Origin of the sequence: Aquabacterium sp. (genome assembly GCF_034003525.1) — a bacterium.
Lineage (GTDB): Bacteria > Pseudomonadota > Gammaproteobacteria > Burkholderiales > Burkholderiaceae_C > Aquabacterium.
In genome coordinates, this window is the sequence record NZ_JAVEYN010000015.1 from 1 (window position 1) to 23,130 (window position 23,130).

A 23,130-nucleotide genomic window follows, 5' to 3' on the forward strand; every position below is an offset into this window, starting at 1 on the left:
GGCGGGTGATATCGACGCGTGCGCTTCGTTGGCGTGCTTTGCATAGTGTCCACTAATCTCCTTGGTGGACACTATCGTTGCGGGTCACGCGTTTGATCTCAAGATGACTTCACCGGACGCATACGTTGTTCTGGCTAGAGGCTCATTCCACTTGGTGTGCGCTGCCTTCCTGTGGGCCTTATGTTTAAGGGGGCCAGCCAGTGATGTGCCGGCGCGAGCCTGGTGGTGTGTTCGACTGGTCGTCTGTGTCGGGGTGGGGAATAGTGGGTCATGTTTGACGTACTTGTGTATCTTTACGAGCACTACTGGCGACCTGATGCCTGTCCGGAGTCGGAGGTGCTGGCGCGAAAGCTGGCCGCGCTCGGGTTTGAGCCGGAAGAGATCTCCGACGCGCTCCGCTGGCTGGATGGTTTGCTTTCCTTGGTGCATGGGCGTTCGGTCGCGGCCAATGTGCTCAGTACGCGGGTGTATTGCGACGTCGAGATGGATCGGTTGGGCGCCGAAGCCGCGGGCTTTCTTTGCTTTCTCGAGTCTGCTGGTGTGTTGACGCCGAGTCTGCGGGAAGTGGTGCTGGATCGGTTGTGTGCCGTTCCCAACGGGCCAGTGGGGCTCGACGATTTCAAGATATTGTTGTTATTGGTGTTTTGGAGTCTGGGTGAAGAGCCGGATGCGCTGATACTGGATGAATTGTTCGTGGACGACGTCGAGCGTGTGATGCACTGATGGTGTTCGGTGATGTGCGTCGTTCGTGGCGGAATTGTTCTTCCTGGGCCATCTTGTAAGCGGGCGCATCTGACGTTGAGTGGTGCTAGAAGCTAGACCATAGATGGGGTCTTCGAGGTCCTGGCCATTTTCGCTAGAAGGGTCTAGTGAGTGGTGTGGGCAGCTGTCCTGCGTCTAGACGTGGGTCGTGTCGGGTGGTGTGACGTGCTTGCTTGGGCGAGGTGCCCTTGTGGTGGCATGAAGGACTCCCCAAACGCTGAGAGTGGCTGCTATGCTTTCCGGTATGCGTAAATTCCTGATTTTGATGGGCGGTGTCGTCGGTGCGTGTCTGCTCGGGGGGTGTGACCAGCTGGGGATTGATACCCCAGAGAAGGTTGCTCAGCGCAAGGGGGCGGAAGCAAAGGCCATTGGTGCGGCTTGCCGGCATGCGATGCGGGCCATTGAGGACTGTTATCTGCTCAACCCGAAGGCGGAGAAGTCTGCGGTGTTCGAGGGGTGGCGCGAGATGGATGAGTACATGCGCGAGAACAAGATCGACGGGATCGCGCCCGTAGTGCCGCGCGCTGGCGTGCCCCTGAAGTCGCCTGTCACTGCAGCGACGCAGCCCGAAGCGACGTCTGACGAAGATGCCGGTGTGGCGTCGGAGAGCAAGTAGGCCGTCTGGCGCTCGCTCCAGTGGATTGTTTCGGTGGGTGGCGGCAGGTCTAGACGATGGCGAATCGTGCCGCTGCGCGGTGTGACGTGGCGGCGAGGGGGCTGGTCGCGTTAAAAGGGCTCAGACCTTTTTACAATGTCGGTTTTCATCTTTTCGACATTGAGGCGGCAGCCACCATGAATATTCTCCGATTTGAAGACCTTGTGGCCGAAGGGCGTGTCGCTGGCCAGCGCGTGTTCATCCGCGCTGACTTGAACGTTCCGCAAGATGACGCGGGCAACATCACCGAGGACACGCGCATTCGCGCCTCGGTCCCGGCGATCGAGTTGGCGTTGAAGGCTGGCGCGGCGGTGATGGTCACGTCGCACCTTGGTCGTCCGACAGAGGGTGAGTTCAAGCCTGAAGATTCGCTGGCCCCTGTGGCTCAGCGCTTGGGGGAGTTGCTGGGGCGTGAGGTGAAGCTGGTCCGCAACTGGGTGGACGGTGTGAGCGTGCACCCAGGTGAGGTGGTGTTGCTGGAGAACTGCCGTCTGAACAAGGGCGAGAAGAAGAACAGCGAAGAGTTGGCGCGCAAGCTGGCTGCGTTGTGTGACATCTTTGTGCACGATGCGTTCGGGACGGCTCACCGGGCTGAGGGAACGACCTATGGGATCGCGCAGTTTGCCAAGGTGGCTTGCGCAGGTCCTTTGCTGGCTGCCGAGATCGATGCGATCAACACGGCGCTGGAAGCGCCCAAGCGTCCGCTGGTGGCGATTGTGGCCGGCTCCAAGGTGTCGACCAAGTTGAGCATCTTGCAGGCGTTGGCGAAGAACGTGGATGGTCTGATCGTCGGGGGCGGGATTGCCAACACCTTCATGCTGGCGGCCGGTTTGAAGATCGGCAAGTCGCTGGCCGAGCCAGATCTGGTGGGCGAGGCGACGGCGGTGATCGAGGCGATGAAGGCGCGTGGCGCCGCGGTGCCCATTCCCGAAGATGTCGTCGTGGCCAAGACCTTCGCGGCGGATGCGCCAGCGACGGTGAAGGCTGCCAACGAAGTGGCCGACGATGACATGATTCTGGACATTGGCCCGAAGACGGCGGCCAAGTTGGCCGAGCAGTTGAAGGCTGCGGGCACCATCGTCTGGAACGGGCCGGTGGGGGTGTTTGAGTTTGACGCCTTCTCGCACGGCACGGAGACGATCGCGCGTGCCATCGCCGACTCGCCTGCGTTCAGCATCGCGGGTGGTGGCGACACGCTGGCGGCCATTGCGAAGTACGGCATCGAGAAGGATGTGAACTACATCTCGACGGGTGGTGGTGCCTTCCTGGAGATTCTGGAGGGCAAGACCTTGCCGGCTTTCGAGATTCTGAGCAGGCGCGCTGCAGGTTGATTGTCCGTACGCTTGCCCAGTGCTGAGCGAAACAGCCCCGATCTCACCAGATCGGGGCTGTTTGTTTTGGTGGGTGCCGGGGGGATGCCTTTGCCTGTGGTGCGGAGGGACGGTGCAGGCTCAGGAGGCACGCAGGGCTTCGAAATGGCTGAGCCAGCGCAGGACTTCTTCGCTGGTGTCCACAGGACGCTCGAAGGGGTAGAGGTGGCTGCCAGTGACCCAGCTGAGGTGCGGTCCGACCAACTGGCGCGCACCGTGCAGGCCACCACGGCGCAGTTCGCGAGAATGGGTGCCTGCGATGAAGGCCAGAGGGCATTGGTGTGGGTGCTGCCGAAAGGTGGCCAGCAGGCGGTGTGGCATGGTGCTGTAGATGGCGGCTTCCACGTCTCGTTGGTAGCGCAGGCGGTAGGTGGGCTGCTCCGGCAGGGCCTCCAGGCCGTGTGAGAGGTAGTCCTGAAGGACGCGCGGGTGGAAGGCCGCAAACTTGGGTTTGATGCCGAAGTGTTGCTGGGCTGCGTGCAGACTGGGCCACTCGTGGGTGCGCTGGGCGGCCACGCGCGTGGGCATGACGCGGTCGATGAGGTGGATGCGTTTGGCCAGGCCCACGGCCGCGCTGCGCCAGCCTTGCAGGATGGGCGAGTCCATGACGACCACACCTTGGGCCCATTGGGGGTGTTGACTGGCCAGCATGAGGCTGAGGTAGCCGCCCAGTGAGTGTCCGACGAGGTAGGCAGGGTGGCCGACGTCGTGGACGATGAAGTCGTGCAACTGGGTCACAAGGTGCGGCCAGTTGGGTGTGACGGGGTAGCGTGGGTCGTGTCCGTATTGCTCGATGGCGTGGACGGTGTAGCCCTGGGCCTGCCAACACTCGAACAGCGCCTGGTAGGTGCGCGCCGGGAAGCTGTTGGCGTGTGAAAAGACGATGGTGCGATGGAGGACGGGCGGGGCCATGGTGTTGTTGCGTTCGGGCGTCACGACGGGGACGTGACGCCGTGCAGGGGCAAGCGATATTTTCAGGCCTGGCGTTTGGTGTGACACTGAGGGAGAACCAACCACTCTTGAGCTTTGAACATGCCGCGTGCCACCAAGATTGTCGCCACACTGGGTCCCGCTTCCTCGACACCGGAGGTGCTGGAGAAGATGCTGCAGGCAGGCGTCGATGTGGTCCGATTGAACTTTTCGCATGGCAAGGCGCAGGACCACATTGACCGCGCACAGCTGGTGCGGGAGGCCGCGCAGCGGGTGGGCAAGGTGGTCGCCATCATGGCGGACCTGCAGGGACCGAAGATTCGCGTGGGGAAGTTTGCCGAAGGCAAGGTGATGCTGGAGCCGGGGCAGCCTTTTGTGCTGGATGCGAGCCGGACCGAATTGGGCGACCAGCAGGGCGTGGGCCTGGACTACAAAGAGTTGCCGCGCGATGTCAAGCCAGGCGACACGCTGTTGCTCAATGATGGCTTGATCGTGTTGACGGTCGAGGCCGTGAGGGGCGAGGCGGTGCACACCGTGGTGAAGCTCGGTGGCGAGTTGTCCAACAACAAGGGCATCAACAAGCAGGGCGGCGGGTTGACCGCACCGGCGTTGACGGCCAAGGACATGGAAGACATCAAGACGGCCGCGAGCTTCCAGTGCGATTACATCGCCGTGTCGTTTCCAAAGAATGCGACGGACATGGAGATGGCGCGCCAGTTGTGCAATGTGGCCGGTGAGCCTTGGAAGCACCGTCCGGCCTTGATCGCGAAGATCGAGCGCAGCGAGGCCATTCCGAACCTGGAGAGCATTCTGAAGGCGTCGGACGGGATCATGGTGGCGCGGGGCGACTTGGCTGTGGAGGTGGGCAATGCCACCGTGCCAGCGCTGCAAAAGCGCATGATCAAGATGGCGCGGGAGATGGACAAGGTGGTGATCACGGCGACCCAGATGATGGAGTCGATGATCGTGAACCCGGTGCCGACGCGTGCGGAGGTGTCGGACGTGGCCAATGCGGTGCTGGATGGCACGGATGCGGTGATGCTCAGCGCCGAGACGGCCGCGGGCAAGTTCCCGGTCGAAACCGTGGAGCAGATGGCCAACATCGTGCGCGAAGCCGAGCACGCCGAGGAGGTGTCGCTGGATGCGGACTTCACGAACAAGACCTTCGGCCGCATCGACCAGTCGATCGCCATGGGGGCGCTGTTCACGGCGTACCACCTGGGATGCAAGGCCATCATTGCCTTGACCGAGTCGGGGTCGACGGCCCTGTGGATGAGCCGACATCGCATTCACGTGCCGATTTTTGCGCTGACGGCGCGTGACGTGGCGCAGCGCAAGATGGCCCTGTTCCGCAATGTGCACCCGCTGCTGGTGCCGAGTTACGCGGATCGGGACGAGGCGCTGGCGCAGGCAGAGACCTTCCTGGTGGCCCGTGGCCTGCTGCGTCCGGGGGACACCTATGCCATCACCTGCGGGGAGCCGATGGGCACGCCTGGTGGCACGAACATGCTCAAGGTGTGCGCCGTGCACTGACGCAACCCCGGGAAAAGCCTCGGCGTTCGCTTCGGGGGCTTGGGGCTGGAGGCGGGTCTCGGTAGAATCTCGCCCAGTTTGACGCGCGCCTGTGTGCGCGTTGTTTTTTGGTTCACACCGCTCATTTGCTCACTGGGGAACTCATGGCACTCGTCTCGATGCGTCAGCTGCTGGATCACGCTGCTGAAAACAACTACGGCATTCCGGCCTTCAACGTTAACAACCTGGAGCAGGTGCAGGCCGTGATGGCCGCTGCCGACGAGGTGGGGGCCCCGGTGATCCTGCAGGCTTCGGCCGGCGCCCGCAAGTACGCTGGCGAGTCCTTCATCAAGCACCTGATTCAGGCTGCGGTGGAAGCCTATCCCCACATTCCGCTGGTGATGCACCAGGACCATGGCACGTCGCCCAAGGTGTGCCAAGGCGCCATCGATCTGGGCTTTGGCTCTGTGATGATGGACGGCTCCCTGATGGAAGACGGCAAGACCCCCTCTTCGTTCGACTACAACGTCGAAGTGACCCGCAAGGTCGTGGAAATGGCCCACAAGGTGGGTGTGACCGTGGAAGGCGAGTTGGGTTGCCTGGGCAACCTGGAAACTGGTGACGCGGGCGAAGAAGACGGCATCGGTGCTGCTGGCAAGCTGGACCACAGCCAGATGCTGACCGACCCGGAAGAGGCCGCCACGTTCGTGAAGGCCACGCAACTGGACGCCCTGGCGATCGCCATCGGTACCAGCCACGGCGCCTACAAGTTCTCGCGCAAGCCCACGGGTGACATTCTGGCCATCAGCCGTGTCAAGGAAATCCACGCGCGCATCCCCAACACCCACCTGGTGATGCACGGATCGTCCTCGGTGCCGCAAGAGCTGCTGGCCATCATCAACCAGTACGGCGGCAAGATGAAGGAAACCTACGGCGTGCCCGTCGAGGAAATCCAGGAAGCCATCAAGTACGGCGTGCGCAAGATCAACATCGACACCGACATCCGTCTGGCGATGACCGGTGCCGTGCGCAAGTTCATGTTCGAGAACCCGGACAAGTTCGATGCCCGCGAGTGGTTGAAGCCCGCTCGCGAAGCGGCCAAGCAGGTCTGCAAGCAGCGTTATCTGGAGTTTGGATGCGAAGGCCAGGGCGGCAAGATCAAGCCGGTGAGCCTGGTCGACATCGCGGCAGCGTACGCCAGTGGCAAGCTGGCTCAGGTTGTGTCCTGATCGATGTGGACTGAACAACCCTGACAGCCGACCGAACGGTCGGGTGTGAGAACAACCGGCGCGGGCGCGAGCCTTCGCCGGTTTTGTTTTTCAGGACGGGTGCTGCGCGGGGATGCGGGTTTGTGGTGGGGCGGGCGTCGTGGCGCAGGCCTTAAGCTGCGTGTTTGTTTCACTGGCTCATCGGAGTGTTGCCATGCTCAAGCTGTACGGATTCCCGCTGTCCAACTACTACAACAAGGTCAAGTTGGTCTTGCTGGAAAAAGGCATCTCGTTCGAGGAGGTGCATGCGCCGGTCGGCCCTGGCAGTGATCCCGAGGCGCATGCCGACAAGTCGCCCCTGGGAAAGGTGCCTTACATCGAGACCGAGCAGGGTTTTCTGTGCGAGAGCCAGGTCATCGTCGATTACATCGAGTCGCGCTGGCCTAGCCCGGCCTTGATCCCAGCCGATCCGTGGCAGGCGGCGAAGGTGCGTGAGTTGATCACGTACTGCGATCTGCACGTGGAGTTGTGCGCTCGCCAGTTGTATGCGCAGGCCTTCTTCGGCGGCACCTTGTCGGAGAAGTTCGTGGCGCGGGTCAAGAAGGACTTGGCCCGCAACCTGGTGGCATTCCGTGAGCTGGCGCAGTTTGCACCGTATGCGGCGGGAGACACGTTCACGATGGCCGACTGTGCCGTGTACACCAGCTTGCCCTTGGCTGCCTTGGCCAGCAAGCTGGTGTGTGGAGAGGACTTGGTGGCCGCGGCCGGGATCGACTGGAAGAGCTATGTGAAGCTGATCGAGCAGCGCCCGACGGCTCAGAAAGTGGCCGCCGATCGCAAGGCCGATCAGCAGGCGCGCATGGGGAAGTAACGCGGTCAGTGAGGGGGGCGAGTGACGGGCACGTGGCAAAGCGAGTTGCCCCAGGTGGCGGGGCACGGCTGTGCGACGGCGGCGGGAGGCGGCACAATACCGCTTTGCCGATTTCAGTGACGCCGTTGCCGGTGTCACGCTTGACCAGGTGACCGCCTCATGACCTCCGCCCTGCATACCTCTGCCCTGACTTCTCTGCCCCTGCTTGCCCGTGGCAAGGTGCGTGACAACTATGCCGTGGGTGACGACCGCATCCTGATGGTGGCCTCGGACCGCATCAGCGCGTTTGACGTGATCATGGGTGAGCCCATTCCGGGCAAGGGCGCGCTGCTGACCAAGATGGCGCTGTTCTGGTTCGAGTTGCTCAAGGATGTGGCACCGAACCACCTGACCGGTGAAGACCCCTGCAGTGTGGTCAAGCCTGAAGAGCGTCGTCAGGTGGAAGGCCGCTCGATGCTGGTCAAGAAGCTCAAGCCTTTGCCCGTGGAGGCCGTGGTGCGCGGCTACCTGGCCGGCAGTGGCTGGAAGGAGTACCAGGACAACGGCGAGGTGTGTGGCGTGAAGCTGCCGGCTGGTTTGAAGAACGCCAGCAAGCTGCCTGAGCCCATTTTCACGCCGGCCACCAAGGCCGAAATGGGCGACCACGACGTGAACATCAGCTACGAGAAGATGGTGGAGATCATCGGCGCGGACCTGGCGGCGCAGGTGCGCGATCTGGCCATCAAGCTGTACAAGACGGCCGCTGATTACGCGTTGACCAAGGGCATCATCATTGCCGACACCAAGTTCGAGTTCGGCTTGGATGAGCACGGCACGCTGACCGTGATGGACGAGGTGCTGACGCCCGATTCGTCGCGCTTCTGGCCGGTGGAAGGCTATGAGCAGGCCTTCCAGGCGGGCGCCAATCCGCCCAGCTACGACAAGCAGTTCGTACGCGATTGGCTGGAGCAGGCCACGGTCAACGGTCAGCCCTGGAACAAGACCGCACCGTCGCCGGCCTTGCCGCAGGATGTGATCGAGAAGACCGCTGCCAAGTACCAGGAAGCCCTGGTGCGACTGACCGGTCAGGCCTGATCGCGCGGGGACGCCGCTGAGGCGTCTCCTTCGTCTTCGTCGTCCCAGTGGTCCGGGAGGGGCTCTGCGGCGGCTTGGGCCGCTTGCGCGGCCGCGAGGGCCTCGGCCATTTCGGGTGAGGCCGCCCAGCCGTGCAGCACCTCGGCCACATCGCCCACCCCGCTCTTGTTGAGCGAGGAGAACAGCGTCACGTTGACATCGGATTCCTCGGTAACGAGGTCGGCGAGGACTTCTTGTGCCTTGCGCAGAGATTCGGCTTGCTCTTTGCGGTTGAGTTTGTCGGCCTTGGTCAACATGACCAGCAGCTTGACTTCACCGCTGCGCACGCGGGGCGTCACGAACTCCAGCAACTGGCGGTCCAATTCGGTGAAACCGTGGCGCGAATCCACCATCTGCACCACCGCACTCAAATTGCGTCGGACTTCCAGGTAGCGCGCCATCACCTCCTGCCAGCGCTGCTTGGCCGAGCGTTCGACGGCGGCGTAGCCGTAGCCGGGCAGGTCAGTCCAGATTTGGTTGGGGGCCGCCTTCGGACCCAGGTGGAACAGGTTGATGTGCTGGGTGCGCCCGGGCGTCTTGGACGCATAGGCGAGCTGGCGCTGCTGGGCCAGGGTGTTGATGGCAGTGGACTTGCCGGCATTGGAGCGACCGACGAAAGCGACCTCGGGCAGCTCGCTCACGGGTACCTGGTGCAGCAGGGCCGCCGTGATGTAGAAGCGGGCCGTGTGGGCCCAGGCCAGGGCGTCCTTGGCAGGGTGGCGAGCCAGATCCTGCGTAGGCACACGGGCCGGTGTGGCGGCTTTTTGTGGGCCGGAGGCCGTCTTGGAGGGGGCCTGTTTGGCCGAGCCGGGGCGATTGGGTGTGTGACGGGTCATAGGGCATTGTAAAATCTCCGGATTCAACTGCCAAAAGCAGGTGTTCGATCCCGTTTTTTGATCGCGGGAGTGAGCGCCTGCCGCCGGTTTCACCCCCACAGCCAACTCACCGCCCCTACGCCATGAAGCGCTTCTCGAACCTGATTGCCCTTGCCTCGGTGGCCCTGTCCTTGTCCGGCCTGGCCCATGGTGCCGACACCAAAGCCGCCAAGCCCAATCTGGCTGCGGGCGAAGCCAAGGCCACGGCCGTGTGCGCGGCCTGTCACTCGGTCGACGGTTCGCGTGGTCTGCCCGCTTACCCGATCCTGCAAGGCCAGCACCCCGAGTACCTGGTCAAGCAGTTGACCGAGTTCAAGGAAGGCAAGCGCAAGAACGCCGTCATGTCGGGCATGGCCGCCCCTCTGACAGCCGACGAGATGCGTGATGTCGCCGCGTTCTATGGCAGCAAGAAGGCTCCTGTGGGCACGGCCAAGAACAAGGACATGGTCGCCTTGGGCGAGAAGATCTATCGCGGCGGCATCGCCAAGAAGGGCATCGCCGCTTGCGCTAGCTGCCACAGCCCCAATGGCGCCGGCATGCCCGTGCAGTACCCGCGTCTGGGTGGCCAGCACAGCGACTACACCAAGCTGCAGCTGACCGCGTTCCGCCAGGGCGAGCGCACCAACAGCGTTCAGATGACGGCCATTGCCGCCAACCTGAGCGACAAGGAAATCGAAGCGCTGTCCGACTACATCGCTGGTCTGCGCTGAGCGCCATGCTGGCGCGCTCGGACTGTGCCAGCGCGCCGGTCGTGACTTGATGAGACATGCTCGACATGCCCAGGCGGGATCCCAGTTGCGGGGTGCCCGCCTTTTGTTTTGGCTGCCCGGGTGATGGCGCATGCCCCCACGACGACGTGGTGACCGACCTTGTCGCTATAGTCCGCCACGGTTCTGTCTGACTTTATGACTGCTGAAGCCTCTCCCCTTCCTGTGTCGGCGCGCCGCTCGCGACGCCGTGAGTTGCTGGATCTGCTGGCGTCGATGCGCTTTGCCATCGCGCTGCTGACGGTGATCTGCATCGCCTCGGCCATCGGGACCGTGGTCAAGCAGGGCGAGCCGATGGTCAATTACGTGGATCAGTTCGGGCCGTTCTGGGCCGAGGTGTTCGGTGCCATCGGTTTGTATCGGATCTACAGCTCGGCCTGGTTTCTGGTGATCCTGGCCTTTCTGGTGGTTTCGACCAGCCTGTGCATTGCCCGCAACACGCCCAAGATCGTGGCCGACTGGCGCGCGCACAAGGAGGGCATTCGCGAGCGGGCCTTGCAGGCTTTTCATCACAAGGCAATGGGTCAGTTGACCGAGCCGGTGAGCACGGTCGAAGGGCAGGTGCTGCAGACTTTGCAGGCACAAGGTTGGTCGATCAAGACGCAGCGGCGCGAAGCTTCGCCGCAGGGCGAGGCCGGCGTGATGATCGCGGCCCGGCTGGGCAAGGCCAACAAGGTGGGGTACATCGCGGCACACGCGGCCATCGTGCTGGTGTGCCTGGGCGGGCTGTTCGATGGCGACCTGGTGGTCAAGGCGCAGGCCTGGGCGCAGGACCTGCAGCCGTTCAAGGGTGGCACCGAGCCGGCCAACAGCCGACTGAGCGAACGCAACCCGGCTTATCGGGCGCAGTTGTTCGTGTCGGAAGGCCAGCGCACCAATGCCTCGGTGATCCAGATGGATCAGGGCATGCTGGTGCAGCCGCTGCCGTTTGACATCGAGCTGAAGAAGTTCGTGGTGGAGTACTACGAGACGGGCATGCCCAAGCGCTTCGCCAGCGACATCGTGATCCACGACCCACGGGTGGCCGCGCCCAAGGCTTACACGGTCGAAGTGAACCACCCGGTGGTGTACGACGGCGTGACGATCTTCCAGTCGAGCTTTGAGGACGGGGGATCGTTGGTCAAGTTGCGTCCGCTGCACCTGGATCGGGCGGGGCCGCGCAGTGGGCCGGAGGTGGTAGATGCCATGGTGGGCGGCGGTGCGCCGGGGGCGTTGCCGGCCGATTGGCTTGGCCAGGGAAGCGGTCCTCTGCAGTTGGAGGTGACCGGGCTGCGCGTGATCAACGTGGAGAACCTGGCCGATGCGCAGAGTGCCAATCCGGCTGGCGCCTCTACCGATGTGCGCGGCGTCAACTTGACGGAATTGAGCAAGCACCTGGGTTCTGGCGCCAAGCCGGCGGGCAAAAAGCAACTGGTGAACATCGGCCCGTCGGTGACCTACAAGCTGCGTGATGCTGCCGGCCAGGCGCGGGAGTATCAGAACTTCATGGTGCCCGTGGAATTGGATGGCTACCGGATGTTCCTGCTCGGGGTGCGTGACACGCCCGCCGAAGGTTTCCGTTATCTGCGGGTGCCGGCCGATGAGGCGATGAGCCTGCAAGGCTGGCTGCGTTTGCGCCAGGCGCTTAATAACAAGGCGATGCGCGACGAGGCTGCCCGGCGATTTGGCGCGGCAGCGGGGCCGGGTGATCGGCCGGAGGTGCGTGAGCAGTTGACGGTGTCGGCGCAACGATCGCTGGACCTGTTCGCGGGGGCTGTGGCGCTGGAGATGCCTGCGGGTCAGGCGGCTGCGAGTGTGCCAAGTGGGGGGCTGATGGGACTGTCGCGCTTCATCGAGCAGGTGGTGCCTCCCGAGCAGCGGGAGCAGACCTCAGGCACGCTGATCCGCATCCTCAATGGCGCCTTGTTCGAGCTGTACAACCTCAGCCGCACGCAAGCCGGCTTGGCTGCTGTGTCGCTCGACGAACCCGCCGTCCAGGCCTTCATGGGCCGGGCAGTGCTGTCGCTGTCGGATGCCATGCTGTACCCCGTGCCGGTGGTGTTCATGCTCGACAGTTTTGAGCAGCGCCAGGCCAGTGTGTTCCAAGTAACCCGTACCCCCGGTCGCAATGTGGTGTACCTGGGTTGCGTGCTGCTGATCATCGGGGTCTTTGCGATGCTTTACATCCGCGATCGGCGTTTGTGGGTGTGGCTGCAGCAAGATCCGCAGGGCGGCACTCGGGTGCAGATGGCCTTGTCGTCCACGCGTCAGACGCTGGACACCGACCGCGAATTTGATCGCCTGCGCCAGACGGTGCTGGGCGAGGCCCCGGCGTCAGCCGCTGGGCCGACCACCAAGGAGATCTGATCTCATGAGCACTTCACATTCGGCCAGCGTGGCGCTGGCCTCCGAGGGCGGGTTGCGTCGCCCTGTGACCGACTGGTTGTTTGCCGTGCTGGCGTTGGCGCTGGGCGCGTGGGGCTTCGCGTCCTATGGCGCGGCCATGGACGGTTACGAGAAAGCCATTTTGGCGGCGGCCGTGCCCAGCGTGATTGCGTTGGGCTGGTTCTGGCGCCCTTTGCGCTTGTTGCTGGTGCTGGTGGGGTTGGCCACTTGGGGCGCGATGGCGCTCTACCTGCGACATACCGATGCCCACGGAGCGGACCTGGCTTACGCGGATCAGGTGTTCTGGCTCAAGTACTTCCTGTCCAGCCAGAGTGCCATCTTGTGGATGAGCGTGTTGTTCTTCATGAGCACGGTGTTCTATTGGATTGGCTTGGTGGCGCGCAGTGCGACGGCCACGAAGCTCGGCTCGCGCCTGACCTGGGCGGGGATCTTCATGGCCCTGGTGGGCACGCTGGTGCGCTGGTTCGAGAGTCACCAGATTGCACCGGACATTGGCCACATCCCGGTGAGCAACCTCTATGAGGTTTTTGTGCTGTTTGCCTGGCTGACCGCCGCGTACTGGCTCTACTACGAGGACCGTTTTGCCCGCATGGGCCGGGATCTGGGCTCGCTGGGCGCGTTTGTGATGCTGGTGGTGAGTGCCGCGGTGGGTTTTCTGCTGTGGTACGCGCTGGAGCGTGGCGCGCACGAGATTCAACCCCTGGTGCCCGCGTTGCAAAGCTGGTGGATGAAGCTGCATGTGCCAGCCAATTTCATTGGCTATGGCACGTTCGCCCTGGCGGCCATGGTGGCGTTTGCCTACTTGGTCAAGCACCAGGCAGAGGAGACCCGCTGGTGGAAGCTGGCGCCGCTGTGGCTGGTGGGGGTGGTGCTGTGCTTTGAGCCGGTGGTGTTCCGCAGCAAGCCGGGCAGCGAGCAGTGGCTGAGCAGTTTCTGGGCGGTGTACTTTGGTGTGGCCGCCTTGATCGTGGCGGCGATTGTGGCGGCACGCCGGCGCATCGCGGCGCAGTTGCCCTCGTTCGAGGTGCTCGATGACGTGATGTACAAAGCCATTGCCGTGGGCTTTGCCTTCTTCACCATCGCGACGATTCTGGGGGCCTTCTGGGCGGCCGAAGCCTGGGGCGGCTACTGGAGCTGGGACCCGAAAGAAACTTGGGCGCTCATCGTGTGGTTGAACTACGCGGCCTGGCTGCACATGCGGCTGATGAAGGGCCTGCGCGGGACGTTCTCGGCCTGGTGGGTGCTGGCCGGCTTGCTGGTGACCTCGTTTGCTTTCCTGGGTGTGAACATGTTCCTGTCGGGGCTGCATTCTTACGGGACCTTGTGATCGCGCGGTGATCCGGTGGCACACGGCGGCGCTGAGGTCGATACACTGCGGTCATTCTTGTGACGGGATCTGTCTGCATGCGCTACGCCATCCGTGACCCTCAGGGCGCCATCGTGAGCCTGCACCGTGAGCCGGTGCCCGGGGCGGACGCTCTGCCGATTCAGCACCCCGAGGTGCAGGCGTTTCTGGGCTCGGAGGGCGAGCGCTCGTTTGCCCAGATGGACGCGGACCTGGTCCGCGTGCTGGAAGACCTGATCGATGCGCTGATTCGGCGCAATGTGCTGCGCATCACCGACCTGCCGACCGAGGCGCAGGCCAAGCTGTTTGACCGCAAGCATTTCCGGGAGGGAATGCAGGGGCATGCGCTGTCTTTGTATGGGGGCGGGCACGCCGGCTTGTCGCCTTCGGGGCAGGTGATGCCGCCGGATGCCGGTGATGCGGCGGGGACGGATTGGGCTGATTTGATGCCTTGATGTTGACCTGCTGATTGAGTGTCGGGTTACTTAACACGCACATCTTTTCTGGTTGCGATTCGTGCTGTAAGTGCATGATTCACATGGATCATTCTCTGTGGCGTGGGTTTTGCTTGGTGAGTGCGGGCGCTTTGAAACGCGTGACTGAGACGCTTGCCCTGTTCATATCCACAAACGAGAGAGAATGATGTTGAATCGATTGAAGATCACGCTGTCGGCACTGGGCTTGGCTGCGTTTGCTGTCGGCGCTCAAGCTGCCCCCGTTGTTTTGAGTACCGGCCTGCTCCAAATGGGCGTCAACGATGACGCGAGTCTTGGTGGTGATGGCGTTGGCTTCGTTGGCCCGACCGGCGATGCGATCATGCCGGGTTGCCTGTGCGAAGGCTGGGGCGCAGCCGCCAACGGTGTCGGTAACTGGACGTATGGCGATGGCGCAGACAATGGCATTGTCTCTGCGCTGCTCACCACCACCACAGCCTCCGGTGCGGGTTTGTCTGCGCAATCGGTTGTGACTTTGGCCAACGGCCTGCAGGTCACTCATAGCTACTCGTCGGCTGCGGGTGGCGCACTGTTCAAGGTTTCGATCAACTTGCTGAACAATTCTGCAGCGACCTTGACAGACGTGCGTTATGCGCGCACCCTGGACTGGGACGTCACACCGGGCTATTTTGATGCCAACTTCACCACCGTGTACGGCGGCACGCCGACCGGCCCGGGTGGCAAGGTGCTGACCACTTCGACCGACCCGTTTGATGCCCCGAATCCCATGGACTTCCGTAGCCAGGAGCAGGATCAGAATGTTGTGAATTCTGTGGGCGATAAGGGTGGCTTCTTTGTCTTCGGTTTTGGTGACATTGCAGCTGGCGAATCCTATACATTCGACACCTATATCGGTGCCAACGGGAGCGTTGATGGCTTGCTGGCCGATCTCGGCTCGGTGGGGGTGGAAGCCTATTCTTACACCACGGGCAGCGATGCTGGCTTTGCGCCGGCTTACGGCTATGGTTTCGCGGGTCTGGGCCTGCCTCCGATCCTGGACGTGCCGGAGCCGTCTGTCATGGCACTGACTGCGCTCGCCTTCTTGGGGGCCAGTGCTGCAACCCGTCGTCGTCGCGCCTGAGCCTTATCAGCTGGTTGACATGCAGACCCCGCTTCGGCGGGGTTTTTCAATGGTGCGGCCCTTCAAGCAGTGCCAAGTGGTCCTGAAGGGGCGTCCGTAGAGGGGCGCAGGTCAGCAGCGGTGAAGCACGCGGTGCTGCAAGGCGGGCAGTTGGGTGCGAACTTGCTGTTGTCGACTCAGGCTGAGATCGGCCATGACCACGCCGGGCCCATCGGCTTGAACGGCCAGTACGTCGCCCCAGGGGCCCACGACCATCGAGTGTCCATACGTGGTGCGGCCGTTTTCGTGCTGTCCGCCTTGGGCGGGGGCGAGCACGTGGCAGAGGTTCTCGACGGCGCGCGCGCGCAGCAGCAACTCCCAGTGGGCTTCGCCGGTGACGTCGGTGAAGGCGGCGGGCAGCACGATGAGGTCGAGAGGCTGGGGGGCGCCGAGTTGGCGGAACAACTCCGGGAAACGCAGGTCGTAGCAGATGCTCAGGCCGATGCGCCAGTCGTTGCCGCCCCGGTCTGTGAGAGTGAAGGCCATGGGCTCGTGGCCGCGGCGTAGCGTGGTGGCCTCGTCATAGCGACGTTCGCCGTCATCGAAGCAGAACAGGTGAATCTTGTCGTAGCGGGCCACGCGGTGGCCCTGCGGGTCGTAGACCAAGGTCGTGTTGTAGACCTTGTCGCTGTCTGGGGCGTGGATGGGCAGGGTGCCGCCGATCAGCCAGATGCCGTGCTCCTTGGCTGTTTCAGCCAGGATGTGCTGCATGGGGGTGCCGGCCGTGGCGGGGTGATCCGCATCGGCCAGGGGTTCGGCAATGGTGAGTTTGTCGACGTCGCGTTGGCCGATCAGGCAGAAGTACTCTGGCAGGGCGACCAGTTCGGCGCCGGCCTGAGCTGCTTGCGCGATGAGGCTGCGGGCCTGGGTGAAATTGTCGTCCACCCGGGGGGTGGAGATCATCTGGATGGCGGCGGCTTTCATTGAAACGGGACAGGTGCGGCGTTGGGGAGGTTCTCGAAGATCACCTCGACCTTGATGCGTGATTTGACGATGATCCCATTCACTTGACCGGGGGTGAAGGGGGTTTTCTGGAAGGTTGCGAGGGCGGCTTGTTCCATCTCGGGCGGCAGGCGAGGTTCCAGGGGCTGGATGCGTTGAACCAGTCCTGTCTCGTCAATGTACAGGGCCAGCACACCCACGAATCGGCCGATTGGCGCAGTGTCCCCCATCATGGGCAAGAGGATGGGCGATTGCGCCACGGGGGGGACGCTGAGTTGCGGCCTGGGGATGTACTCATCGTCCAGATTTCCGGGGGCCGCTGAGGCGGTCACTGTGTCTGGCATCGGTCTGTCTGGCGATGACGAGGGGGCGGCGGGCTGTGCGACGTAGGGTGAGTCTGGTGTGGTCCGAGCGGGAGAGAGCACGACGGCGCGAACGCTGACGGCCCCAGGCGTGGATGCGGCTGCTCCGGGATCAGGCAGCAACGGCCAGGGATAGAGCAAAAAAAGGTGCGCTGTCACCGACAGCGCACCGCAGAGCCACACAGGGGAGATGTGGGTCAATCGATCAACTCGCGCCACGAGGTGCGGTGAGCGGTTCCCGAGCCTCCGCTCCCGGTCACTGGGGGTTTTTTGGTGACGATCTTGCCGTCACTGGTTTGAACGATCAGGCGGATGTTGCCATTGCTGTCACGCACCCAGTTGGTCCCCGCAATCAGGTTGGTGCTGCTGAACTCAGAGCCCACAGGGTTGTCGCCGATGTTGCTGCCGGTTGCTGCATTCAGGAAATACAACCATGAAGAACCACCCGATACGCAGGCATCGCCCTTCGGGATGGTGGTTGGCACCACCAGCGTGGTCAACTGCAGACCCATGGGCGTGGTGACGCGCTCCTTCGCGTTGGGCAGATCCATCCACCAGCCAGCCTTGGTGGACCAGTCCACGGCCTTGTTGGTGACGGAGGCTGTGGTTCCCGTGTCCTCATCCAGTGTCAACTCTTGCTCGACGAAGTTCACGTTGGTGCGCAAGTCTCCCCAGCCGCTGTTGACCAGCGGGTCCTTGACGGCATAGATGGATTGTTGCGTGGCATCGGTGATGTCGCTTTCACCCAGATAGCGGCCTGTGCCCACGATGACCACTGGCTTGCCTCCAGCTTGCAGCAGCATTGGCTTGGTGGTGATCGGCTGAGGGGTGGACGACACTTCGGCAACACCCAACTTGAGTGCACTGTTCTTAGGCTCGACCAACCCGTCGTAGTCAAAGCGCCAGATGTTGCCCAACAGGTCGCCGCCATAGAACCGGGTGGCGGTGTTGTTGGTAGCGTCTTCAACCCAGGCGTTAATCTTGGCGAGGCCGCTGGGGGTGCTCGTGTCTCCAGCAGAGGTGGCGATGCCGCCGCTCACGATCTCTTCGCCAGTGTTGGCGTTGACGATGAAGAGGCGCCCCTTGCCGTCGCCAGTTTCGTTGTTGTAACCGGAGGTGAAGGCCACGACCCAGGTGCCGGCAGCGTTCTTCGTGATGACAGGGTTGCCGTAGGAGTAGCCCAGGTTGGCGTGTGTGAACTCCCAGAGTAGCGCGGGTGAGTTGGGGTTGGTGATGTCGAGGGCGTAGTAGGCCTTGCCGCCCTTGTTGAGGCCTCCCACCAGGATGGTTTTCCAGACATCGCCGACCTTGATGTCACCCATGACCGGCGCACCGTCCACGTAATACTGGTGACGGGTCGCATAGCTGCGATCGGCCAGCTTGTACATATTAGGCATCACCGCCGTGGGGATGTAAGCCCACTTCTCTGCGCCGCTGCCGGCATCGAAAGCATGCAGCATGCCGTCGTTGGCGGCGGCATAGATCATGGCCGTGCGGGGGGTGGCGGCGAAGTCAGCGTAACCTGAGTCCGCGTAGCTGAATGGTGGCTTGCCCACGTACACCGGGGCGCCGTTGATGATGTCACCCAGCACATGCTCGCGCTTGCGGTAGAGCGCCGCGACAGTGGTGGGTGCCGAGCCAGTGCTCACTTCGTGAGTACGGTCACCGCTCAGGAATTTCACCAGCCGATCACCTTCGTTGGCTCTGTCCTTGTCCGCGGCCGAGAGTGTGCTGCACTGCGCTACTGCAGGGGTCTTGCTGCACAGGTTGGCGAAGTAGGTCTGTTGCGTGGTCGGGAGGTTGTCGTAGGTGAAGCGCGTCAGCGTGCCTGCCTTGTTGAAGTAGATGTAGCGGGTGGTGTAGTCTTTGCTGTTAAGCAAGCTTTGTGCAGACCAGGCCACAGTGGTGGACACGGTGGCGGTGGAGCCTGCCAGAGCGTAGGCCGTGACGTCGCCGCTCCAGGCGCCGGTGGTGTAGCTGGCGCGGTAGAGGCGGTTGTCATCCCCTGCGATCAGTTCGAGGGAGCTGGTGGCCGCGGCAGACGAGGCGCCATCGGTGTTCTGGATGGAGGCGACGACACCTGCGATGGCTTCGCTCAGTGAGGCGGCGTCCATCGCGGAATAGTATTGCCCGCGACCGTTGACGGAGGCGTGCCACAGGTCGTCGATGTTGGTTGGGCCGCCGGAACTGCCAGAGTATCCCCCCCCACTCTCGGAAAACTCGGGCTTGGGCCAATCGATCGTTCCATTCTTCAGGTCCACATAGGCGCCGGACGTTTGTGTCAGGTAGTTCTTGTCATAAGGCAAGGTGCCGCTCAATCCCATGCCGATACCGAACGTGTTCATGTGTTGGTGCGTGGCGGGATCGCTTGCGGTCGTTGGCACGATGTTGTTGCAGGTGTCCTTTTCTTCACCCGAGGCGCTGGAGGTGCAATTGCCCAAGGCAGAGGTGCGCAGGTCGGTTTTCCAGTAATACTCGGCGACGTCGGCCAGGGTGTTGGGCGTGCCGCCGGTAGCGACGGTGTCCGAGGTTTCACTGTCCAGGACGAAACTGGGGTCCGAGCGGTTGCTTGGGCTTGCGGCACTGGTGGTCGGTGAGCCGCTGGTGCTGAGAGGCGACCAAGTGCCAAAGGTGGGGCCCGTCCAGCCAGTGGTCCATGTGATGTCGCTAGCTCCTGTGGGGACTGTGGTCGTACTGCACGAGGAGTGGTCTCTTGCTGGAATGCTCCCTTCTGATCGGGAGCCCGGTTCCGTGCTGACATTTCGCCACCCATCGTACGTCACCCCTGAATAGACGGGGGCTGCCTCGCCCGTGATGGTTTGGGTGTAGGTGGCTGTTCCCGCTTGAGTGGTGACGGTTGATTCGGTGGCGTTCTGTCGACAGGTCGTGGTTCGGGTGACGGGGTAGGTCCTTCCCCGGGAGGGGTATGTGCCGGAACGGGTGTAAATCACATCCCGACGCTGGGTGTAGTTCTGTGTTGATGTGCGTGTGGCAGGTGCTTTGTAGACTGTCGTGGTTCTTGGGGTCAGCGTCGTGTCATCGCGCATCGGACGGTCTTCTAGGCCGTCTTGTTGGCCGATGAGCGTGCTGCCATTCAATTGCGTCCCGTTTTCGCTGTTCCAGTAGCCGTCGGTGGTGAGCAGCGCATAGTTGCGCTGGCAGGAGTACTGCATCGGGTCAACTTGGGTGCTGTTTGCCTTCTTTGCGAAGTATTTGCCCGTGTTGGCCAAAGCCTGGCGCAAAGGGGTGGCGCCGGATCGGGTGGAGGCGTAAAGGCTGTCATAAAACGCTTTCTTGTGTCCGCTGCTGCCCCCGGTGAAGTCGTTCACCCCCAAGAAGTGGCGAGTGCCGCCATCGATGAACCCGGTTTCGTGGATGCTGGAAAAGCCCACGCGGTAGGTGTCGTCGAGCGTGACCATGGCGTGACCCATGGCCGTGCGCATGAGCAGGTAGCGTTTGCTGTAGAAAGAAAACCAATTCGCGTAATTGGTTTGCTGCTCTGCTGGCAGGCTGCTCACATTCACCCGCTCGAAAACGCTGGAGCCTGGTGCGGAGCCTTCCTGGCTGTAGCACTCCTGACGGAAGGTGTTTTCCTCCGGCTCGCCTTCGCCTTCGGCGGTGTACAACCAACCCATTTTGGGCTGTGAGCCCTTGTAGGTGTAGTAGTAGTGACCGGAGAGGTCGGTTTCGGCGGACCCGCTGTAGCCATCATTTTTGGCTGTGGGGTAGCTGGCATTGGCGTAGGAGGTGCCGTCGTATTTCTTCGGTGGGGCGTACGTCATGTTCGGGTCGTACGCCACCCCGTTGCACTGGGCGGTTCGGAAGCCGTAGCGAGAGGTACAGACGGTGGTCCATTTGCCGCCGACCCAACTTTCGGTGCAGGACCTGTTCTCGGTCATGCTGTCAGGCATGTAGCTCCACGCCATCGACCCCGAGGTGTCCAGTATCACCATCAGGTTGGGTTTGGCCTTCACGGTGGGGCGGGTCGCCAGGGGCTCGTTGTCGATCTCGGTGGTGGCTGCCATCAAGTGGGAGGCGTACGGCAGGGCCAAGGAGGCGCACAGCAGGGCCGCGGCGCGTGCAACGTTGCGTGGCGCGACTTTCAAACGGTGCGCAGCATGGACGTGTGACATGGCGGGTTCTCGCTTTCCTGACAAGAGGTCGTGGGTCAGAAGTGGACAATCGTTTCGGTGAAGCTCACGGTGTTGCGTGCGCCTTGCACCCTGACGATGATGCGGTAGTAGGGGCTGGCGGCAGAGCCAAAGCGGCTGGGTTCGGCGTAACTCAGGTCGCCCTTGACGGGGGAGCCGCCTGCGTTGGCGTTCATGGGGCGAACACAGTTGATCGTGCTGTCGGTGCTCAGGTCGCCGCTTTTGTCGCACATGCGGAAAATGATGTAGCTGGCGCTGTTGCCATTGATCGTGTCGTCGAGCGGGACGGGCGTGAGCTCGCAGGCGGCAAACGTGCCTGAGCTTGCGGCATCGCAGTCGTCGTCGTCCCAGTCGATGAGTTGGCGGCTGGCGTCGCTCAGTTGTGTGCCGGTGGCATCCACGGGGCTGATGCCGGGCGGTGTTGCGACCACTTCTTTGGTGCTGGCGTAGTAGCCATGGTCGGTGTCATCGACATTGAGCGCGGCGAGGTTGGCGCTGAGCCAGGCCACCGCCTCGCGGGTGGCTTGTTCGGATGATGCGGTGGCATCCTGCTTGAAGCCGAGGTTGCCCATGAGCAGAGCTGCAATGTCGGTGGAGCGCACCAAGGCCAGGGTGGACAGCATCAGTGCCACCAGAGTCAGGAGCGCAAACAGCAGCGTGGCGCCGTGCTGTCGTTTTGGGGATGCGGGAGTGCGTGTCATGCTGAACCTCAGGAATTCCACAGCACGTTGCGCAGCGGAATGACGGTGTCATACACCTTGTAGCGGAAGCGCTGCCAGTTCGGGAGTGTGTTGACCGTCAGGGTGATGCACTTGCTGGTGCCGTGGCAGTCGCTGGTCGTGGGGCCGGTGATGGTGTCGTCGGCGCCAACGTCCCACAGAGGCTGGCTGGTCGTGACGTTGCTGCCTTCGTCCTTGATGCTGCGGGCCACGATGGCCACGCGGATGGTCATGACCTGTTGCCAGCCTGCGGGGGTCGTCGGCGTGGTTTCGTCGTAGGTGTCCACGACGCCATTGCCGTCGGTGTCTTTGCCGTACAGGGCCTGCATGTTCACGATTTGCGGGAACAGGTCTTGTGTGGACAAGGCGCCTGTGGTCCATGACCTTTCGGTGGTTGTGAGGTTGTGGCTTGCGCTGATCGCGTAGGTTTTCAGGGACATGTTGCCCATGTTGACCAGGTAGCTCTTGGCGGCAAATCCACCGGGTGTGCCTGGCGGAAATACGCTGGATTGGTTCCAGGAGCTACCGGTGGTGGTGTGAGGGATGCGGGTTGCGCTCAGTGTGGTGAGTGGGTCCGTGTCATCGCTGGTGACCTGAAACAGACTGCAAACGGAGGTGGCGTAGTCCGTGACGGTCTCCGGGATGGCGATCATCAGGTCGTTGACGGCCACACTCAGAGACGAGTCCACGATGAAGGCGGTGCCGTCCTGGGGGTGGTTTTCCTTGACCTGGATGGGCACGGCGATGGCGCGTGGGCGAGCGTGCAGCACGGTGAGTGTGTCGGGTGCGCCGCTCAGGCCATTGACGATCACAACGGGGGCCAGCGCCAAATCGAACGGGGTGCCCGATGTGCCAAATCGCCCCTGCAATTTGCAGCCCATGGAGCCCGGGTTGGCGGCGGTGCCGTAGCCGGCCATCTGGATGTCGCGCTGCAGGGTGAACAGGGCCAGAGCCCCATTCAGCTGGGCATCGCTGCCAGAGGAAATGGTGCGGCGACGTGCTTCGGATTGCACCAGCACCTGCGAGATCACCAGCACCGTGAGCAGGCCCAGCAGCACGGCGACCATCAGTTCCACGAGCGTGAAGCCGCTCTGGCGTGCGTGGTAAGGCGGGGGGAGACGGAAGGCAGTCATCTCAATTGGCCGTGACAATGGTGGTGTGGGTTTCATAGCGGTGGGTTTCGCCGCTGGGTGTGGTCCAGTTCAAGCGCACTGCCACATCGCCGGTGCCGGCGGTGACCGTGATGGTGCTGGTGCCCTTGGGCAGGGTCAGGGCCACTTTGTCCTGCCATGACTTGCAGCGTGTATGGGATGCGCAAGATGTGCCGTTGTAGTCAGCCAACTTGTCAATGTCGGCCCACATCCGGCCGATGACTTCGCTGGCCAGTGCGGCGGCATCGGTGCGGATTTTGGAATCGGTCTGTGCGCGTGTGAGGGCCCCCTGCAAACCGACGAGGGCGAGCACGCCCAGAGCGAACAGCAGGATCGCCACCAGGACTTCGAGCAGGGCCACGCCCTGGGTGCCGCGGGGGAGGTGGGAGGTTTTCATG

20 protein-coding genes are annotated in these 23,130 nt (G+C 62.7%); 12 read left to right on the top strand and 8 right to left on the bottom strand.

Annotation, left to right across the window (positions count from 1 at the left end; translation table 11 throughout):
* The first annotated feature begins 270 nt into the window (after window positions 1-270).
* From RBT42_RS10135 to RBT42_RS10145, 3 genes are all read left to right on the top strand, one after another.
* Entirely contained in the window at window positions 271-723 is a 453-nt protein-coding gene (locus RBT42_RS10135; protein ID WP_320364732.1) for a DUF494 domain-containing protein, read from the top strand.
* Between the two features lie 271 nt (window positions 724-994).
* Window positions 995-1,378 carry a hypothetical protein gene (locus RBT42_RS10140; RefSeq protein ID WP_320364734.1) on the top strand — a complete coding sequence of 128 codons (384 nt, stop codon included), beginning with the start codon at window positions 995-997 and terminating at the stop codon, window positions 1,376-1,378.
* Window positions 1,379-1,554: 176 nt separating this feature from the next.
* The gene (locus tag RBT42_RS10145; RefSeq protein ID WP_320364736.1) at window positions 1,555-2,748 is read left to right on the top strand and encodes a phosphoglycerate kinase; all 1,194 of its coding nucleotides are present in this window, start codon (window positions 1,555-1,557) and stop codon (window positions 2,746-2,748) included.
* A gap of 120 nt (window positions 2,749-2,868) precedes the next feature.
* Here the strand turns inward: RBT42_RS10145 and RBT42_RS10150 are convergent, their stop codons facing one another.
* Window positions 2,869-3,699 (bottom strand): alpha/beta hydrolase, encoded by an 831-nt coding sequence (locus tag RBT42_RS10150; protein WP_320364738.1) that lies wholly within the window; start codon window positions 3,697-3,699, stop codon window positions 2,869-2,871.
* A 120-nt stretch (window positions 3,700-3,819) separates the two neighbouring features.
* Here RBT42_RS10150 and pyk point away from each other — a divergent pair, with 120 nt between their 5' ends.
* From pyk to RBT42_RS10170, 4 genes are all read left to right on the top strand, one after another.
* A complete protein-coding gene (pyk, locus tag RBT42_RS10155) occupies window positions 3,820-5,250 on the top strand; it encodes a pyruvate kinase (protein ID WP_320364740.1) in 1,431 nt (476 codons plus the stop codon).
* Between the two features lie 143 nt (window positions 5,251-5,393).
* A complete protein-coding gene (gene fba / locus RBT42_RS10160) occupies window positions 5,394-6,458 on the top strand; it encodes a class II fructose-bisphosphate aldolase (RefSeq protein ID WP_320364742.1) in 1,065 nt (354 codons plus the stop codon).
* Window positions 6,459-6,651: 193 nt separating this feature from the next.
* Window positions 6,652-7,308, top strand: a complete 657-nt coding sequence (locus tag RBT42_RS10165; protein WP_320364744.1) for a glutathione S-transferase — start codon at window positions 6,652-6,654, stop codon at window positions 7,306-7,308.
* 159 nt (window positions 7,309-7,467) lie between these two features.
* Window positions 7,468-8,382, top strand: coding sequence for a phosphoribosylaminoimidazolesuccinocarboxamide synthase (locus tag RBT42_RS10170; RefSeq protein ID WP_320364746.1), 915 nt, complete (start codon window positions 7,468-7,470; stop codon window positions 8,380-8,382).
* Here the strand turns inward: RBT42_RS10170 and yihA are convergent.
* A complete protein-coding gene (gene yihA / locus RBT42_RS10175; RefSeq protein WP_320364748.1) occupies window positions 8,373-9,257 on the bottom strand; it encodes a ribosome biogenesis GTP-binding protein YihA/YsxC in 885 nt (294 codons plus the stop codon). The genes RBT42_RS10170 and yihA overlap by 10 nt on opposite strands.
* 122 nt (window positions 9,258-9,379) lie before the next feature.
* On the opposite strand from yihA, the gene RBT42_RS10180 reads away from it, so the two are divergent.
* The 5 genes from RBT42_RS10180 (at window position 9,380) to RBT42_RS10200 (ending at window position 15,368) form a co-directional block, all read left to right on the top strand.
* Window positions 9,380-10,006, top strand: a complete 627-nt coding sequence (locus tag RBT42_RS10180) for a c-type cytochrome (protein ID WP_320364750.1) — start codon at window positions 9,380-9,382, stop codon at window positions 10,004-10,006.
* A 195-nt stretch (window positions 10,007-10,201) separates the two neighbouring features.
* Entirely contained in the window at window positions 10,202-12,409 is a 2,208-nt protein-coding gene (locus RBT42_RS10185; protein ID WP_320364752.1) for a cytochrome c biogenesis protein ResB, read from the top strand.
* 4 nt (window positions 12,410-12,413) lie between these two features.
* A complete protein-coding gene (gene ccsB, locus RBT42_RS10190; protein WP_320364754.1) occupies window positions 12,414-13,775 on the top strand; it encodes a c-type cytochrome biogenesis protein CcsB in 1,362 nt (453 codons plus the stop codon).
* A gap of 77 nt (window positions 13,776-13,852) precedes the next feature.
* Entirely contained in the window at window positions 13,853-14,248 is a 396-nt protein-coding gene (locus tag RBT42_RS10195) for a hypothetical protein (protein ID WP_320364865.1), read from the top strand.
* A gap of 187 nt (window positions 14,249-14,435) precedes the next feature.
* The gene (locus tag RBT42_RS10200) at window positions 14,436-15,368 is read left to right on the top strand and encodes a PEP-CTERM sorting domain-containing protein (protein WP_320364757.1); all 933 of its coding nucleotides are present in this window, start codon (window positions 14,436-14,438) and stop codon (window positions 15,366-15,368) included.
* Window positions 15,369-15,479: 111 nt separating this feature from the next.
* Here RBT42_RS10200 and RBT42_RS10205 read toward each other — a convergent pair whose 3' ends face one another.
* From RBT42_RS10205 to RBT42_RS10230, 6 genes are all read right to left on the bottom strand, one after another.
* Window positions 15,480-16,331 carry a carbon-nitrogen hydrolase family protein gene (locus tag RBT42_RS10205; RefSeq protein ID WP_320364759.1) on the bottom strand — a complete coding sequence of 284 codons (852 nt, stop codon included), beginning with the start codon at window positions 16,329-16,331 and terminating at the stop codon, window positions 15,480-15,482.
* A complete protein-coding gene (locus RBT42_RS10210; RefSeq protein WP_320364761.1) occupies window positions 16,328-16,468 on the bottom strand; it encodes a hypothetical protein in 141 nt (46 codons plus the stop codon). Before RBT42_RS10210 ends, RBT42_RS10205 begins: the two co-directional genes overlap by 4 nt.
* Window positions 16,469-16,908: 440 nt before the next feature.
* A complete protein-coding gene (locus RBT42_RS10215) occupies window positions 16,909-20,736 on the bottom strand; it encodes a pilus assembly protein (RefSeq protein WP_320364764.1) in 3,828 nt (1,275 codons plus the stop codon).
* Between the two features lie 143 nt (window positions 20,737-20,879).
* The gene (locus RBT42_RS10220) at window positions 20,880-21,563 is read right to left on the bottom strand and encodes a pilus assembly protein PilX (RefSeq protein ID WP_320364766.1); all 684 of its coding nucleotides are present in this window, start codon (window positions 21,561-21,563) and stop codon (window positions 20,880-20,882) included.
* Window positions 21,564-21,571: 8 nt separating this feature from the next.
* A complete protein-coding gene (locus RBT42_RS10225) occupies window positions 21,572-22,714 on the bottom strand; it encodes a PilW family protein (protein WP_320364768.1) in 1,143 nt (380 codons plus the stop codon).
* Between the two features lies 1 nt (window position 22,715).
* Window positions 22,716-23,129 carry a pilus assembly protein PilV gene (locus RBT42_RS10230; RefSeq protein WP_320364769.1) on the bottom strand — a complete coding sequence of 138 codons (414 nt, stop codon included), beginning with the start codon at window positions 23,127-23,129 and terminating at the stop codon, window positions 22,716-22,718.
* Window position 23,130 lies beyond the last annotated feature (1 nt).

What these genes read in the sequence shown, in the direction of transcription:
- RBT42_RS10135 (WP_320364732.1), top strand. Translation starts at nt 271, where the DNA reads ATGTTTGACGTACTTGTGTATCTTTACGAGCACTACTGGCGACCTGAT.
- RBT42_RS10140 (WP_320364734.1), top strand. Translation starts at nt 995, where the DNA reads ATGCTTTCCGGTATGCGTAAATTCCTGATTTTGATGGGCGGTGTCGTC.
- RBT42_RS10145 (WP_320364736.1), top strand. Translation starts at nt 1,555, where the DNA reads ATGAATATTCTCCGATTTGAAGACCTTGTGGCCGAAGGGCGTGTCGCT.
- RBT42_RS10150 (WP_320364738.1), bottom strand. Translation starts at nt 3,699, where the DNA reads ATGGCCCCGCCCGTCCTCCATCGCACCATCGTCTTTTCACACGCCAAC.
- pyk (WP_320364740.1), top strand. Translation starts at nt 3,820, where the DNA reads ATGCCGCGTGCCACCAAGATTGTCGCCACACTGGGTCCCGCTTCCTCG.
- fba (WP_320364742.1), top strand. Translation starts at nt 5,394, where the DNA reads ATGGCACTCGTCTCGATGCGTCAGCTGCTGGATCACGCTGCTGAAAAC.
- RBT42_RS10165 (WP_320364744.1), top strand. Translation starts at nt 6,652, where the DNA reads ATGCTCAAGCTGTACGGATTCCCGCTGTCCAACTACTACAACAAGGTC.
- RBT42_RS10170 (WP_320364746.1), top strand. Translation starts at nt 7,468, where the DNA reads ATGACCTCCGCCCTGCATACCTCTGCCCTGACTTCTCTGCCCCTGCTT.
- yihA (WP_320364748.1), bottom strand. Translation starts at nt 9,257, where the DNA reads ATGACCCGTCACACACCCAATCGCCCCGGCTCGGCCAAACAGGCCCCC.
- RBT42_RS10180 (WP_320364750.1), top strand. Translation starts at nt 9,380, where the DNA reads ATGAAGCGCTTCTCGAACCTGATTGCCCTTGCCTCGGTGGCCCTGTCC.
- RBT42_RS10185 (WP_320364752.1), top strand. Translation starts at nt 10,202, where the DNA reads ATGACTGCTGAAGCCTCTCCCCTTCCTGTGTCGGCGCGCCGCTCGCGA.
- ccsB (WP_320364754.1), top strand. Translation starts at nt 12,414, where the DNA reads ATGAGCACTTCACATTCGGCCAGCGTGGCGCTGGCCTCCGAGGGCGGG.
- RBT42_RS10195 (WP_320364865.1), top strand. Translation starts at nt 13,853, where the DNA reads ATGCGCTACGCCATCCGTGACCCTCAGGGCGCCATCGTGAGCCTGCAC.
- RBT42_RS10200 (WP_320364757.1), top strand. Translation starts at nt 14,436, where the DNA reads ATGTTGAATCGATTGAAGATCACGCTGTCGGCACTGGGCTTGGCTGCG.
- RBT42_RS10205 (WP_320364759.1), bottom strand. Translation starts at nt 16,331, where the DNA reads ATGAAAGCCGCCGCCATCCAGATGATCTCCACCCCCCGGGTGGACGAC.
- RBT42_RS10210 (WP_320364761.1), bottom strand. Translation starts at nt 16,468, where the DNA reads ATGGAACAAGCCGCCCTCGCAACCTTCCAGAAAACCCCCTTCACCCCC.
- RBT42_RS10215 (WP_320364764.1), bottom strand. Translation starts at nt 20,736, where the DNA reads ATGGCAGCCACCACCGAGATCGACAACGAGCCCCTGGCGACCCGCCCC.
- RBT42_RS10220 (WP_320364766.1), bottom strand. Translation starts at nt 21,563, where the DNA reads ATGACACGCACTCCCGCATCCCCAAAACGACAGCACGGCGCCACGCTG.
- RBT42_RS10225 (WP_320364768.1), bottom strand. Translation starts at nt 22,714, where the DNA reads ATGACTGCCTTCCGTCTCCCCCCGCCTTACCACGCACGCCAGAGCGGC.
- RBT42_RS10230 (WP_320364769.1), bottom strand. Translation starts at nt 23,129, where the DNA reads ATGAAAACCTCCCACCTCCCCCGCGGCACCCAGGGCGTGGCCCTGCTC.